The sequence below is a fragment of the Streptomyces sp. NPDC048420 genome (genome assembly GCF_040651535.1).
Classification (GTDB): Bacteria; Actinomycetota; Actinomycetes; order Streptomycetales; family Streptomycetaceae; genus Streptomyces.
On sequence record NZ_JBEZKG010000038.1, the window covers coordinates 39,353 to 54,205 of the forward strand.

Annotated in this window: 11 protein-coding genes and 1 pseudogene; 4 read left to right on the forward strand and 8 right to left on the reverse strand. The window is 70.8% G+C overall.

Annotation, left to right across the window (positions count from 1 at the left end):
- Window positions 1-25: 25 nt before the first annotated feature.
- From AB0D34_RS42525 to AB0D34_RS42540, 4 genes are all read right to left on the reverse strand, one after another.
- Window positions 26-529: an ATP-binding protein gene (locus AB0D34_RS42525; protein WP_362672372.1), complete on the reverse strand. Its 504-nt coding sequence runs from the start codon at window positions 527-529 to the stop codon at window positions 26-28.
- 262 nt (window positions 530-791) lie between these two features.
- Complete coding sequence (locus AB0D34_RS42530; RefSeq protein WP_362672374.1) at window positions 792-1,559, reverse strand: enoyl-CoA hydratase-related protein; 768 nt, start codon at window positions 1,557-1,559, stop codon at window positions 792-794.
- Window positions 1,560-1,807: 248 nt separating this feature from the next.
- The gene (locus AB0D34_RS42535) at window positions 1,808-3,037 is read right to left on the reverse strand and encodes an Ig-like domain-containing protein (protein ID WP_362672411.1); all 1,230 of its coding nucleotides are present in this window, start codon (window positions 3,035-3,037) and stop codon (window positions 1,808-1,810) included.
- A 118-nt stretch (window positions 3,038-3,155) separates the two neighbouring features.
- Window positions 3,156-4,373: an Ig-like domain-containing protein gene (locus tag AB0D34_RS42540; RefSeq protein WP_362672376.1), complete on the reverse strand. Its 1,218-nt coding sequence runs from the start codon at window positions 4,371-4,373 to the stop codon at window positions 3,156-3,158.
- A gap of 322 nt (window positions 4,374-4,695) precedes the next feature.
- Here AB0D34_RS42540 and glgX point away from each other — a divergent pair, with 322 nt between their 5' ends.
- Both glgX and AB0D34_RS42550 read left to right on the forward strand, forming a co-directional pair.
- Complete coding sequence (glgX, locus tag AB0D34_RS42545; RefSeq protein WP_362672378.1) at window positions 4,696-6,951, forward strand: glycogen debranching protein GlgX; 2,256 nt, start codon at window positions 4,696-4,698, stop codon at window positions 6,949-6,951.
- Window positions 6,952-6,992: 41 nt separating this feature from the next.
- Window positions 6,993-7,295, forward strand: a pseudogene (locus tag AB0D34_RS42550) (sulfatase-like hydrolase/transferase); the annotation flags it as partial.
- Here the strand turns inward: AB0D34_RS42550 and AB0D34_RS42555 are convergent.
- From AB0D34_RS42555 to AB0D34_RS42570, 4 genes are all read right to left on the reverse strand, one after another.
- The gene (locus AB0D34_RS42555; protein WP_362672380.1) at window positions 7,288-7,926 is read right to left on the reverse strand and encodes a response regulator transcription factor; all 639 of its coding nucleotides are present in this window, start codon (window positions 7,924-7,926) and stop codon (window positions 7,288-7,290) included. The pseudogene AB0D34_RS42550 and the gene AB0D34_RS42555 sit on opposite strands and share 8 nt — an antisense overlap.
- Window positions 7,916-9,157, reverse strand: a complete 1,242-nt coding sequence (locus AB0D34_RS42560; protein WP_362672383.1) for a sensor histidine kinase — start codon at window positions 9,155-9,157, stop codon at window positions 7,916-7,918. Before AB0D34_RS42560 ends, AB0D34_RS42555 begins: the two co-directional genes overlap by 11 nt.
- Before the next feature lie 206 nt (window positions 9,158-9,363).
- Entirely contained in the window at window positions 9,364-10,098 is a 735-nt protein-coding gene (locus AB0D34_RS42565) for an ABC transporter permease (protein ID WP_362672385.1), read from the reverse strand.
- On the reverse strand, window positions 10,095-11,000 hold the full coding sequence (locus AB0D34_RS42570) for an ABC transporter ATP-binding protein (RefSeq protein WP_362672387.1): 906 nt from the start codon (window positions 10,998-11,000) through the stop codon (window positions 10,095-10,097). The genes AB0D34_RS42565 and AB0D34_RS42570 overlap by 4 nt, the downstream gene beginning before the upstream one ends.
- 206 nt (window positions 11,001-11,206) lie before the next feature.
- On the opposite strand from AB0D34_RS42570, the gene AB0D34_RS42575 reads away from it, so the two are divergent.
- On the forward strand, window positions 11,207-12,985 hold the full coding sequence (locus tag AB0D34_RS42575; protein WP_362672389.1) for an ABC transporter ATP-binding protein: 1,779 nt from the start codon (window positions 11,207-11,209) through the stop codon (window positions 12,983-12,985).
- The gene (locus AB0D34_RS42580) at window positions 12,982-14,841 is read left to right on the forward strand and encodes an ABC transporter ATP-binding protein (protein WP_362672391.1); all 1,860 of its coding nucleotides are present in this window, start codon (window positions 12,982-12,984) and stop codon (window positions 14,839-14,841) included. The genes AB0D34_RS42575 and AB0D34_RS42580 overlap by 4 nt, the downstream gene beginning before the upstream one ends.
- Window positions 14,842-14,853 lie beyond the last annotated feature (12 nt).

The following is a 14,853-nucleotide window of genomic DNA, read 5'->3' on the forward strand; positions in this document are numbered from 1 at the left end:
AGATTGACGCTGACCGACCCACCCGCTAGCGGTCGGCCACCCGCATCTCGAACCACGTCGTCTTCCCGCGCGGCAGCAGATCGACGCCCCACCGGTCCGCGAGCTTGTCCACCAGGAACAGCCCCCGCCCGCTGATGTCCATCTCCTGCACCGGCATCAGACAGGGCAACCCCCGGGACGGATCCCGCACCTCTATCCGGATCCACCCCCGCCGCCGCCGCATCCGAAGCCCGAACACCCGTGCCCCCGTGTGCCGCACCGCGTTGCCGACCAACTCGGACACGAGTAACACCGCATCCTCGGTCATCTTGGGAGTGAGCCCCCAATGGCGGAGAACGATCACCTGTGTCAACCGGCGGGCCGCCGCCGCGGACTCCGGCCGGGACGGCAACGGAACCTCCGCCTCCGTCGGGTTCCCGAACAGTTCGAGCGCCTTCAGTGCGTGCTCGTCCTCGACCGCCGGAGACCAGCGCGCCGCCGTCGCACGGCCGTCTCCCCGCGGCTGTTCGAAACCCTCCAGCCCCGCCATGACCCCATCATGGCCGCACACGGCGTCCTCCGGGGCCGTTCCTGACGAATACGCCCCCTGGAATGCGTCGCTCCGCGACGGTCCATCGGCATATGCCAGCGGCACTTCGCCGCTCTCCACAGCCCTTCTGACCTGCGGCGGAGGCTCGCTGGGAGGCAATCTTCGGACTCCCTCGACAAGGCAGACTTAAGGTTGCCTTAAGGCTCCCATAAACCGCTCCATCGAGGGACCCGGATCAGACATCGCGTCAATTGCAAGCGGTTCAGAGGAATTTCGCCTTGCCGGGGCCCTCCTCGACGAAACTCTTCATACCGCGCTCTCGGTCCTCGGTGGCGAACAGGCCCGCGAACCAGTTCCGTTCCACCGCGAGGCCCGTGTCGAGGTCGGTCTCCAGGCCCGTGTCGATCGACTCCTTCGCCGCGCGCAGCGCGATCGCCGGTCCCTGCGCGAGCTTCGCCGCCCAGGCGTGCGCCTGCGCGTACACCTCGTCGGCGGGCACGACCCGGTCCACCAGGCCCAGCGTCAGCGCCTCGTCGGCCTTGACCATACGGCCCGTGAAGATCAGGTCCTTCGCCTTGGACGGGCCGACCAGCCGGGCCAGCCGCTGGGTGCCGCCCGCGCCGGGGATCAGGCCGAGCAGGATCTCCGGCTGCCCCAGCTTGGCGTTCTCCGCGGCGATCCGGAAGTCCGCGCACAGCGCGAGTTCGCAGCCGCCGCCCAGGGCGTAGCCGGTGATGGCCGCGACGACCGGCTTGGGGATGCGGGCCACCGCCGTGAACGAGTCCTGGAGGGCGCGGGCGCGCAGGACCATCGCGGTGTGGTCCATGTTCTGCATCTCCTTGATGTCCGCGCCCGCCGCGAACACCTTCTCCCCGCCGTACACGACCACCGCGCGCACGTCCTCGCGCCGGGTCGCCTCCTCGGCGAGTTCCTTCAGCCGGTCCTGGGTGGCCACGTCCAGCGCGTTCATGGGCGGGCGGTCGAGACGGATGGTGCCGACGCCCTCGGCGACTTCGAGATTCACGGTCATGTCAGCAGGTTAACGGGGACTAACGGTGGTCGGCCGGGTGCGGTGGCTCACACTCGGCCGGGGGTCTGGGGGTTGCCCCCAGGCAGACACAGCACGGGAACCAACGGTGGTCGGCCGGGTGCGGTGGCTCACACCCGGCCGGGGTCTGGGGGTTGCCCCCAGACAGACACAGCACGTCCGCTAACGATAACGGCCCTGGTGCAGTACCTCACACCAGGGCCGTGGATCAGCGAAAGATCAGCGCAGCGTCACGCCTTCCACTTCTCCCACGACATGTTCCAGCCGTTGAGGCCGTTGCTCGGTGCGACCGTCGCGTCGTCGGAGTTCTTCACGACCACCACGTCGCCGAGCAGCGAGTGGTTGAAGAACCACGCGGCCGGGACACCCCTGTCGTAACCGCCCTTGACGTCCCGCAGGCCCACGCAGCCGTGGCTGGCGTTGTAGTTGCCGAAGGCGTCGCCGCCCCAGTAGTTGCCGTGGATGAAGGTGCCGGAGTCGGTGAGGCGGGCGGCGTGCGGGACGTCCTTGATGTCGTACTCGCCGCCGTAGCCGACCGTTTCGCCGTTCATGCGGGTGACGGCGAGCTTCTCGCTGATGACCATCTGGCCGTTCCAGGTGTCGTAGCCGGGCTTGCCGGTGGTGACCGGGATGGTCTTGATGGTCCTGCCGTCCTGGGTGATCTTCATCGTGTGCTTCTTGGCGTCCACGATCGAGACCTGGTTGCGGCCGATGGTGAAGGAGACGGTCTTGTCCTGCTTGCCGTAGACACCGGAACGGCCCTCGACGCCGTCGAGGTTGAGGTCGACGGTGACCTTGGTCCCTTCCTTCCAGTACTGCTCGGGACGGAAGTCCAGGCGGTCGTTGCCGAACCAGTGGCCCTCGACGTCGACCGCCGGCGAGGTCTTGATCGTGATGGCCTTCTCGACGTCCTCGGGGCTGGTGATGCCCCGGGTGAAGCGGATGGAGAACGGCATCCCGACACCGACCGTCGAGCCGTCCTCCGGAGTGAAGGTGCCGATGAAGGTGTTCTTCGGGGTCAGCGTGGTGAAGCTGGAGTCCTCGGCGGCCGTACGGCCCTCGGAGTCCTTCGCGACCGCGTGCACCGTGTACTTGGTGCCGGAGGCGAGATGGGTGGACGGCGTCCACGAGGCGCCGTCGGCGGCTATCTCCCCGGCCACCGTGGTGCCCTTGGCGTCCTTGACCTGGACCTCGGTCAACTTGCCCTGGGTGGCGGCGACCTTGAGGGCGCCGCTGGTGTCGACGGACTTCGCGCCGTCCTTCGGGGCGATGGAGACCACCGCCTCGGACTGCCTGGTCTCGGCCGCGGACGAATCGCCCTTGCCGGCCTTGGCGTCACCGGATCCGGAATCCGAACCTCCGCCGCCGCAGGCGGTGACGGCCAGCAGCAGAACGCCGAGTATCAGCGCCAGCAGCCCCCGACCCCGTGCGTCAACCGACGCCCCCGATATCGGTCGCACGTTCAAGTCGTTCTCCCCTCGCCGGGCCTGGTCAGGCCCGCATCACCCCCGCGATCACCGCGTGTCGGCGCATATTAACTGTATAAATTTCAGAATCTTGTGAGTGGAAGGTCACCATTCAGTCACTGCCCGCCTTCCACTGCTTCCAACTCATATTCCACCCTCCGAGTCCGTTGTCGGGAGCGACCTTTTTGTCTTTGCTGCGGACGACTTCGACGACGTCCCCGATGAGACTGCGGTCGAAGAACCAGCCCGCGGGAGTGTCCGAACTGCCGCCCTTCACGTCCCTGAGGCCCACGCAGCCGTGGCTGACATTGACCCTGCCGGGGGCGTCGGGCGCCCAGTAGTTGCCGTGCAGGAAGGTGCCGGAGTCGGTCAGGCGCAGGGCGTGCGGGACGTCCGGGATGTCGTACTCGCCGCCGAAGCCGACCGTGCGGCTGTTCATGCGGGTCACTTCCAGCATCTCGGAGATGACCATCTTGCCGTTGTACGTGGTCGTCTTGGGCGCCCCGGCGGTGATCGGCACGGTGGCGAGCAGTTCGCCGTCCCGCCGGACCTGCATGGTGTGGGCCGACGCGTCGACGAGGGAGACCTGACTGCGGCCGACCGTGAAGGAGAAGGTCTTGTACTGGAGGCCGTAGACACCGGGCGCGCCTTCCACGTCCCGGAGCCGGAGCGCGACCGTCACGCGGGTGCCCGGCTTCCAGTAGTGCTCGGGGCGGAAGTCGAGGCGGCCGCCCCCGAACCAGTGCGGGCGGATCTCGACGGGCGGCTTCGACGTGACGTGTACGGCGCGTTCGACGGCGGCGCGGTCCTCGACCTCCCGGTTGAACTCCAGGGAGACGATCATTCCGGTGCCGACGGTGGAGCGGTTCTCCGGGGTGACATAGCCGATGAAGCGTTCCTCGGGGACGTACGTGGTGAAGGTGGTGCGGCGGGCCGAGCGGCGGCCGTGGCCGTCGAGGGCGACCGCGTCGACCGTGTACTTGGCGGCCAGCGCGAGCTGTTCCTCGTCGGGTTCCCAGCGCAGGCCGTCGTCGGAGATGCGCCCGGGTACCGGGATGTCCTGCGCGTCCTGGGACTTGACGACGGTGACCGACTCCAGGCGCCCGCTGGGCACCCGGACCCGTAGCTTCTGCTCGGGCGGCACGCCCTTGGTGCCGTCGTCCGGGGCGACCCGGATGACGTCCTCGGGCGCGGGAGGCTTCCCGAACCCACCGACCCCGCCGATCCCACCACCCCCGTCCGAAGAGCAGCCGGCCAGTAGTCCTGCCCATGCCATTACGGCCGCCAGAGCGACCCCCGCGCGCCGAGCGCGCCGATGTCCATGCCTCACGCCCACCCAACGACGAGGCCCGCCTGGGGGAAACGTGACCTTTGGGCAATACGACCACGGGGACGCGCCCCTTCAGGGGCGCGGGGCTGTATCGATGTGCGGCTACCGCCACGTGGGCGCGACAAGCCACAACGCACCCGCAGCCGCCGGACAACCGAACCCGGCACATCCTCAGGCGCTCCGCCCAACCCAGCGGAACGAACCCGTGAGTGCGAGCCAAGCTGTGGGCAGAACAGTGGGGAGGACGACGTGAGAGGGTGCCGCGGCCGGGACGTCGCACGCCCTTTTCCACCTCGTTCCACGAACCGTGGGAGGCCGACCCGTGTCCAGCGCAGCCGAGCAGGAGGCGGTGACGGAAGCCGCCGAGGAGCGCCCCGCCGCGCTGGTGAACGGCGCGCGGCGGGGCGTACCCGCCGTGCCCGTGTGGCCCGGTGCGCCGACGCCGCTGGGGGCCCGGTTCCGGGTCGGCCCGGACGGCGTGGCGGGCACCAACTTCGCGCTGTGGGCGGGCGGTGCCGAGGCCGTCGACCTGTGCCTGTTCGACGCGGACGGCAGGGAGACCCGGGCCCGGCTCAGCGAGCTGACGCATGAGATCTGGCACGGCTTCGTCCCCGGTGTCATGCCGGGCCAGCGCTACGGCTTCCGGGTGCACGGCCGCTGGGACCCGTGGACCGGCGGCCGCTGGAACCCGGCGAAGCTGCTCCTGGACCCGTACGCCCGTGCCGTGGACGGTGACTTCAGCCTGCCGCCCGAGGTGTACGGCCATGTCCGGGACTGGCCCCAGCAGCAGGTCGCGGACACCGTGCGCGACGACCGCGACTCGGCGCCGTACGTCCCGAAGGGCGTGGTCGTCCACGATGACGCCACCGACGACGAATGGATGGAGGACCGCAGGCCGAAGACGCCGTGGGCGGACTCGGTGATCTACGAGGTGCATGTGCGGGGGTTCACCGCGCTGCATCCCGGCATCCCCGAGGAACTGCGCGGCACCTACGCCGGGTTGGCGCACCCGGCCGCGATCGAGCACCTCGTGAAGCTGGGCGTCACGGCCGTCGAACTGCTCCCCGTCCACCAGTTCGCCCACGAGGACCACCTGCTGCGCCGCGGCCTGAAGAACTACTGGGGCTACAACTCCATCGGCTACTTCGCGCCCCACGCGTCCTACGCCGCCTCCGGTACGACGGGCCAGCAGGTCGGCGAGTTCAAGCGCATGGTCCGCGCGCTGCACGCCGCCGGGATCGAGGTCATCCTCGACGTGGTCTACAACCACACCGCGGAGGCGGGTGAGCTGGGCCCCACGCTGTCACTCAAGGGCATCGACAACCGCGGGTACTACCGGTTGCAGTCCGACGCCCGGCGCTACGCGGACTACACCGGCTGCGGCAACACCCTGCACGTGGTCCAGCCGCACGTCCTGCGGCTCATCACCGATTCCCTGCGCTACTGGGTGACGGAGATGGGCGTCGACGGCTTCCGATTCGACCTCGCCGCCGCGCTGGCCCGCTCGATGCACGACGTCGACATGCTCTCCCCGTTCCTCGCGGTGATCGCCCAGGACCCGGTCCTCAGGCGCGTGAAGCTGATCGCCGAGCCCTGGGACGTGGGCTCCGGGGGCTACCAGGTGGGCGCCTTCCCACCCCTGTGGACGGAGTGGAACGACCGGTACCGCAACGCCGTACGGGACTTCTGGCGGGGTGCGCTGCCGGACGTGCGGGACCTCGGATACCGGCTGTCCGGCTCCAGCGACCTGTACGCGTGGGGTGGCCGGCGGCCGTACGCCTCGGTCAACTTCATCACCGCGCACGACGGTTTCACCCTGCGCGACCTGGTGTCCTACGAGCGCAAGCACAACGAGGCGAACGGCGAGGGCAACCGGGACGGCACCGACGACAACCGGGCGTGGAACTGCGGGGCGGAGGGCGAGACCGACGACGAGCGCGTACAGGCGCTCAGGCGACGGCAGCTCAGGAACCTGCTGACCACCCTGCTGCTGTCGACGGGCGTGCCGATGCTGGTCGCGGGCGACGAACTGGGCCGCACCCAGCGCGGCAACAACAACGCCTACTGCCAGGACAACGAGATCAGCTGGCTGGACTGGGGGCTCCTTGAGGACCCCGGCTGGAAGGACCTCTTCGACCTCACCGCCCGGCTGATCGCCCTGCGCCACCAGCACCCGGTGCTGCGCCGCCGCGCCTTCTTCTCCGGGCGGGCGCACTCGGCGGACGGCCTGCGCGACCTCGCCTGGTTCACGGCGCGCGGCACCGAGATGACCGAACGCGACTGGTACGCGCCGGCCGCCACGCTCGGCATGTATCTGTCCGGGCGCGACATCCCGGGCCGGGACGAGCGCGGCGCCCCGATCCTCGACGAAAGCTTCCTCACCCTGCTGCACGCCGGCGACCGCCCGGTCAGCTTCGTCCTGCCGGGGCCGCCGTGGGCACAGCGGTACGAGGTGGTCGTCGACACGTCACGGGAGGACCAGGGAGCGGCCCCGGGGGTGGTGCACCGGGCGGGGACGGCGATCACGGTGCCGGCGCGGGCGGTGCTGTTGTTGCGGGTCCATGAACTCCCGGCCTGATTCCTGACCAATACACCGACCCGCTGATCAGACTCGGTCGCATGCCAGAGATCTCCCGCCGTGCCTTCGGTGGTCTCGTCGGCGGCGGTGCCGTGACCGCCGTCGCCGGTCCGGCCACGGCCGCTGGGGCCGCCCCCGCCGAGCGTCCGCTCAAGGCCCGTGCCTCCTCCGAGGCCGGCCGGCGCCCCAACCTCCTCGTGATCCTCGGCGACGACCTCGGCTGGGCCGACCTCTCCTCGTACGGCGCCCCGCACATCAGGACGCCGAACCTGGACCGGCTGGCCCGTCAGGGCGTGCGGTTCACGGACGCCTACTCGGGGTCCTCGACCTGCTCCCCTACCCGAGTTGGCCGAGGATCCCCCGCTGGTACGCCGTCGCGACCGCCGCCGCGCGGTCGTTGACGCCCAACTTGGCGTACAGATGGGTGAGATGGGTCTTCACGGTCGCCTCACTGATGAACAGCTCGCGGGCGATCTCGCGGTTGGACGTGCCCCGGGCGACCAGGGCGAGCACCTCGCGCTCGCGGGCGGAGAGGGGCTCGTTGCCGGGTGCGCGTACCGCGGAGACCAGGCGGGAGGCCACCGCCGGGGAGAGGACCGTACGGCCCGCGGCGGCGGCGCGGACCGCGGTGAACAGCTCGTCGCGCGGGGCGTCCTTGAGGAGGTAGCCGGTCGCGCCCGCCTCGATGGCGGGCAGGGTGTCGGAGTCGGTGTCGTACGTCGTGAGGACGAGCACCTTCGCGCGGGCGGCTCTGCGGGTCAGCTCCCGGATGGCGTCGACCCCGCCGCCGCCCGGCATCCGCAGGTCCATGAGGATCACGTCGGGGTCGAGCACGGCGGCCCGCTCGACGGCCTCGACGCCGTCGGACGCCTCGCCGAGCACGGTGAAGCCGGGCGCCGACTCGAACATGCCGCGCAGACCGTCCCGTACGACGGGATGGTCGTCGACGATCAGCACCGAGATGTCACTGGTCATGGCGGACCAACGGTACGCGAGCCGACAGCGCGGTGCCGTGGCCCGGTTCGGTCTCCACGGTGAGGGAGCCCGCGATGCGCTCGGCGCGGGCCCGCATGCCGTCCAGGCCGAAGCCGCCGGCGCGGGTGCGGGGCGGCAGGGCGAGGGGGTCGAAGCCGACGCCGTCGTCGCGGATGTCGAGGATGACCTCGTCGCCCAGGAAGGTCAGGGTGACGCCGAGACGGGCGGCCCGGGCGTGCCGGGAGGCGTTGGAGAGGGCTTCCTGGGCGATGCGCAGGAGGGTGGCCGAGACCTCGTCGTGCAGCGGTGCGGCGGCGCCGGTGAGCGTGAACTCGGCGCGGATTCCCGTGCGTTCGCCCCAGTCGGCGACCGTGTTCTGCAGCGCCTGCGGCAGTCCGTCGTGCTCCAGGGCGACGGGGGCGAGGTTGTGCACGGAACGGCGGGCCTCGCCGAGGCTGTGCCGGGCCAGGTCCATCGCGCGGGCCACATGCTCGCGGGCCGCCCGCTCGTCGGGCGTGTTCGCGACGACCTGGAGCTGGGCGATGATCCCGGTCAGGCCCTGGGCGATGGTGTCGTGGATCTCGGCGGCCAGCCGCCGGCGCTCGTCGGCGACCCCCGCCTCCCGTGCCTGGACGAGGAGTTGGGCGTGAAGGGCGGCGTTCTCGTCGAGCGCCTGCTGGAGCGCGTCGATGGTCTCGGCGCGCTCGTGGGAGCGCTGCTCGCCCTGTTCGGAGAGGTGCGCGACCACCGCCTGGAGGCCGAAGTTGACGGCGAGGAGCACGCCGAACGCGGCCCACTGGACTCCGTCGAACGGCATCCCGCCGGCCTGCGCGGCGGCCACGGTGACCGCGCTGGCGAACAGCCCGAGCCGGCGCCACAGGCCGGGGATCAGCTCGTCGGCGTCCATGTAGCCGGCGGCCGCGTAGAACGCGAAGAACGGGTTGATCCAGGTGAGACCGAAGGCGAGCGCCCAGCGGACGCCGTAGTACACCGTCCCCGCCCGGGACGGGATCCGGCCGCGGCCCGCCCGGCGGGAGCGGGTGACGTGCCACCAGAGCTGGAGCCCGATCGCGGCGGCGACCAGGACCCCGGCGGCCTGCCACTCGGCGGGGCCCTCGATCAGCTCGGCGGCACCGGTCGCGAGGACGACACCGATCCCGAGCAGCGCCCACGGCCCCCAGACGTGCAACTGCTCCCAGCGGCGGTCGAGCTGTGTGTCCGTCGCGCTCATGACCCCAGTCTGCACGGCTGCGGTCTCAGTCCGTGTCGTCACATTCCTCCCTGCCCCGCGACGCCTGACATGCACTCCCCGACTGCCCGATGGCGCGGGGCCCCCAGCCGCGTTGCCGACCGCCCACGCTCGAATTCGCTCGCGTGGGGGCCCCATCGCCGCCGGGCCCGCCCTCCGGGCGGACGACCGGAATGTGACGTCACGGCCTACTCCCAGCGGAACCAGCGCACGGCGGCGCCCGTCAGGAGCAGGATCCAGACGACGAGCACGCCCAGGTGACCCCAGCCGGGCCAGTGGCCCGCGGCGGCCTGGTTGAGGGCCTCGGCCGCCGCGCCGAAGGGCATGAAGCCGACGGCCCTCGCCAGCGCGTCCGGCATCGTCTGCACCGGCGCCCACACCCCCGCGCAGAACATCGCCGGGAAGAACACGGCGGACCCGATGGCCCCGGCGATCTTCGTGGTCCGGGACAGCGCGGAGACCACCGCGCCGAGCGCGAGGGCGGCGAGCACGGCGAGGAGGAGGGCCAGCAGGTATCCGAGGGACTGGTCGGGCAGTCGTACGGCGAAGGCGAACCGCCCGACGAGGAGGGCGAGCAGCGCGGAGGCGAGGGCGGCGGCGCCGTAGACCGTCATCTGCGCGGTGAGCAGGGCGGTCGGGCGGACCGGGGTGGTGGACATGCGGCGCAGGATGCCGCGTTCGCGGTAGCCGGTGAGGGTCTGCGGCATGGACTGCAGGCCGCCGACGATCAGGCCGAGGAGCACGCCCACGGGGACGTAGACGTCGATGGTCCTGAGGCCGCCGAGGTCCGCTTCGTGATGCCGGAAGGACGGGATCGAGCCGAGGATCACCAGGAGCAGGGTCGGGAACAGCAGGATCCAGAACAGGGCGCCGGGTTCGCGGCGGAAGAGTCGGACCTCGGTCCGCAGTACGGCGGTGTTCATGCCGTGGCCTCCTGGGTCAGGTCGAGGAACGCGTCGTCGAGGGTGGCGTCGACGACACGGAGCTGGTGGGCGGTGACATGCCGGCGGGCGAGCAGGGTGATCACGGCGTTCACTGTCTCGTCGGTGCCGGACAGGGTGAGGCGGCCGTCGCGGTCCTCGATGGAGGCGAGCGCGGGCAGGGCGTTGACCTCGTGCGCCTCGAGCGGGGCGGACGGGGTGAAGCTGATGACGGTGCCGCCCGCCGAGCGCCGGATGAGCCCGGCCGGGGTGTCCAGGGCGGCGACCCGCCCCTTGTCGATCACGGCGATCCGGTCGCAGAGGCGCTGGGCCTCCTCCATGAAGTGGGTGACGAGCAGGACGGTCACCCCGCTCGCGCGCACGTCCTCGATCAGCTCCCAGGTGTCGCGGCGGGCGCGCGGATCGAGGCCGGTGGTGAGCTCGTCCAGGACGACGATCCTGGGGTTGCCGACCAGGGCCAGCGCGATGAACAGGCGCTGCTTCTGGCCGCCGGAGAGCTTGCCGAACCGGGTGGTGAGCTTCTGGGCCAGCCCGAGGCGCTCGGCCAGGGGCCGCCAGTCGAGGGGCTTGTCGTAGAAGGTGGTGTAGAGCTCCAGCGCCTCCCGGACGGTGAGCTTGGCCTGGAGTTCGCTCTCCTGGAGCTGGGCGCCGAGTACGCGCGACACGCGCGCGTGGTCGGCGACGGGGTCGAGTCCGGTGACCCGGACCCGGCCGGCGTCGGGGACCCTGAGGCCCTCGACGCACTCGACGGTGGTGGTCTTCCCGGCGCCGTTCGGGCCAAGGATTCCAAAAATCTCGCCCTCCTCGACGGCGAAGGAGACCCCGTCGACGACGGCCCGGCCGCCGTAGGACTTGCGCAGTTCGCTGACTTCGATGACGGACATGGCATCAGCGTCCCGGCCGGAAACCCCGGGCCACATCGGCCGTCACGCTCGACCCGGCATCAACCGATCGGTGGATGCGGCGGTACGACCCCGCCGGTTCCTCCGGTACGGCCCCTCGAACACGCAGGTCGTAGGTCCATCGTCCGATTCCGGTCCGGCCAAAACTCGGTGGGCGTTGTCAGTGCCGGTCCGTAGGCTCGCAGTTGATGTCCATCACACATGCAACCACCAGGGACCGATCAGCCGTAAAGACCCTGCTGCGCCTGTGGCCGTATGTCCAGCCGGCCCGCGCGCGGCTGTTCACCGCCGCGTTCGTGGCGATCCTCGCCTCCTGTACGGGGCTGGTGATCCCGCTCGTCCTGAAGTGGATCGTGGACGGCCCGGTCGCCGACCACGACACGGCCGGCGTGTGGCTCGGGGCGCTGTACCTGCTGCTGCTCGGGTTCGCGGAAGCACTGCTGTTCGGGCTGCGGCGGTGGCTGGTGGCGAGACCGCTCTCCCATGTGGAGGCGGAGATGCGGGCGGGCCTGTACCGGCATCTCCAGCGCCTTCCGGTGGCCTTCCACGACCGCTGGGCATCCGGCCAGTTGCTGTCCCGGGCCACGACGGACCTCATGCTCCTGCGCATGTTCCTCGCCTTCCCGCTGACGTTCCTGCTGGTCAACGCCGTCACCATCACCGTCGGCGTGATCATCATGCTGCTCCAGGACTGGACCCTGGGCCTGGTGATCCTCGGCCCCGCGATCCCCGTGATGGTCACCTGCGTGATCTTCGAGAAGCGGTACCACCACGTGGCGCGGCTCGCCCAGGACCAGGTCGGCGACCTCACGACGGTCGTCGAGGAGAGCGTGCTCGGCATCCGCATCATCAAGGGCTTCGGCCGCCATCGCTCGCAGGCGAGGGCGTTCCGCGACCTGTCCGGGAAGCTGCGGGGAACCGAACTGCGCAAGGCGCGGCTGCTGGCCACGATCTGGGGCGTCATCACCACCCTCCCGGAAGTGGCCATCGGAGCGGCCCTGGTGCTGGGCTGCGTACAGGTGGCGGACGGGGAGTTGTCGGCGGGGACGCTGGTGGCCTTCCTGTCGACAGCCCTGGCGCTCAGGTGGCCGGTGGAGTCGATCGGCTTCCTGCTGGCGATGAGCCAGGAGGCGGCGACGGCGACGGAGCGGTATTTCGAGGCGATGGATGAGGTACCGGAGGACGACACCTACTCCCCCGGCCCCCACCGGCCCGCAGCCGACAGCGATGGCCTCCAGTTCCACAACGTCCGATTCCGCTACCCCGACGCCCCCGAAGACTCCCCACCCATCCTCGACCTGATCGACCTCCACATCCGGCCGGGCGAGTCCATGGCCCTGGTGGGCGCGACCGGAAGTGGCAAGACGACCCTCACCGCCCTCGTCCCCCGCCTCCACGAGATCACCTCCGGCCGCATCACGCTGGACGGCGAGGACATCACCTCCATGCCCAGAGAAGAGCTGCGCTCAAAGGTCGCCGTGGCCTTCGAGGACCCCACCCTCTTCTCCACCAGCGTCGGCGACAACGTCCTGATGGGCGCCGACGAACACGAGCTCGACCGCGCCCTCTCCGTCGCCCAGGCCGACTTCGCCCACGCCCTCCCCCAGGGCACCGGGACCCAGGTCGGCGAACAGGGCCTCAGCCTCTCCGGCGGCCAGCGCCAACGCCTCGCCCTCGCACGGGCCGTCGTGGGCAGGCCGAGGTTCCTCGTCCTGGACGACCCGCTGTCCGCCCTGGACGTCCACACGGAGGCGGCGGTGGAGGCGGCCCTACGGGACGTACTCGCCGACACCACCGCCCTGATCGTCGCGCACCGCCCCTCCACCGTGCAGCTCGCCGACCGGGTCGCCCTGTTGTCGAACGGCCGCATCACGGCGGTCGGCACCCACCACGAACTCCTGCGCACCAACGCCGAGTACGCCCACCTGATGTCCGGGGACTCCGAGCAAGGGAAGGACGCCCGATGACGGCCCCCACCACGTCCGCGCCCACCGCGGACGAAGAACCGGACCTGCCCGCCCCGAAGGACACCGACGACACCTTCGACCAGGACCGCCTGCCCGCTCCCCCCGGCGCCACGGCCCTGCTCCTGCGCTCGCTGCTGGCCCCGATGAGGGCCCGGGTCACCGTGACCACGCTCCTGCTGCTGCTCCAGCAGGCGGCCGTGCAGGCGGGCCCGCTGCTGGTGGCGTACGCGATCGACCACGCCGTCCCCGCGTTCCGGGACCACGACAACGGCCCGCTCATCGCGGTGGGCGTCGGCTATCTGCTCTGCGCGCTGGCCTCCGGCGGGCTGCAGTACGCGTTCACCCTGGCCTCCGCCCGGGTCAACCAGGACGTACTGCTCGATCTGCGCGGCCGGATCTTCCGGCACGCGCAGGCGCTGAGCATCGACTTCCACGAGCGGTACACCTCGGGCCGGCTGATCTCCCGTTCGACGACGGACGTGGAGTCGCTGCGCGAACTGCTCAACGAGGGCCTGCAGGAACTCGTGACCGTCGTCCTGTCCTTCCTCTACATCTCGGCCCTGCTGCTCTGGCTGGACCTCGGGCTCGGCGCGGTCGCGGTGGCGTCCTTCGTGCCGCTGTACCTGCTCGTACGGGTCTACCGGCAGCGCGCGGGCCGGGTGTACCAGAAGCGGTCGACCGCCATCGCCGCCGTGATCGTGAAGTTCGTCGAGACGATGAACGGCATCCGCCCGGTGCGCGCGTTCCGCCGCGAGGCCGCGGGCGACGCCGACTTCGCCGTACTGAACAAGCGGCACGAGCGGGTCAACGGCGACGCGCTCCTGGAGATGGCCCGCTATGTCGTCGGATCCCGGCTGGTCGCGAACACGGCCGTCGCCGGGATCGTGCTGTGGGGCGCCTACCGGGTGGCGCAGGACTCCCTTGAACTGGGTGTCCTCGCGGCCGCTGTCCTCTACCTGCGGCGGCTGTACGACCCGATCGACCGGCTCGGGATGTTCCTGAACTCCTACCACTCGGCGGCGGCCTCCCTGGAGAAGATCGCGGGCCTGCTCGCCCAGACCCCGACCGTGCCCGAGCCGTCGACGCCCAGGCAGCTTCCGGCCCTCGCATCGGAACACCCGGGCCGCGAGGTCGTGTTCGACGGTGTCCGCTTCGGCTACCGCACCGGCGGCGAGGTGCTCCCCCGCTTCGACCTCACGCTCCCCGCCGGGCAGACGGTCGCGGTGGTCGGCTCGACCGGCGCCGGAAAGTCGACGCTCGCGAAACTCCTCGCGCGTTTCTACGACCCCTCCGAGGGCCGCGTCCTCCTGGACGGCACGGACCTGCGCGACCTCTCGGTCCCCGAACTGCGGCGCGGGGTGGTCATGGTGACGCAGGAGGCGTTCCTGTTCTCCGGCACGGTCGCCGAGAACATCGCGATCGGCCGCCCCGACGCCACCCGTGAGGAGATCGAGCAGGCCGCGAAGGCGATCGGCGCGCACGACTTCATCAGCGCGCTGCCCGACGGGTACGACACGGACGTACGCAAGCGGGGTGGCCGTATCTCGGCGGGTCAGCGCCAACTCGTGGCCTTTGCACGGGCGTTGCTCGCCGACCCGGCGGTGCTGATCCTGGACGAGGCGACCAGCTCGCTCGACATCCCGGGCGAGCGGGCGGTGCAGCGGGCGATGGCGACGGTCCTCAGGGGCCGTACGGCAGTGGTGATCGCCCACCGTCTGTCGACCGTCGAGATCGCCGACCGGGTCCTGGTCATGGAGCACGGCAGGATCGTCGAGGACGGCACACCGGCCGAACTCGTCGCGGGCACGGGCCGGTTCGCGGACCTGCACCGGGCGTGGCGGGACAGTCTGGCGTGAAAGCAGGGGGAC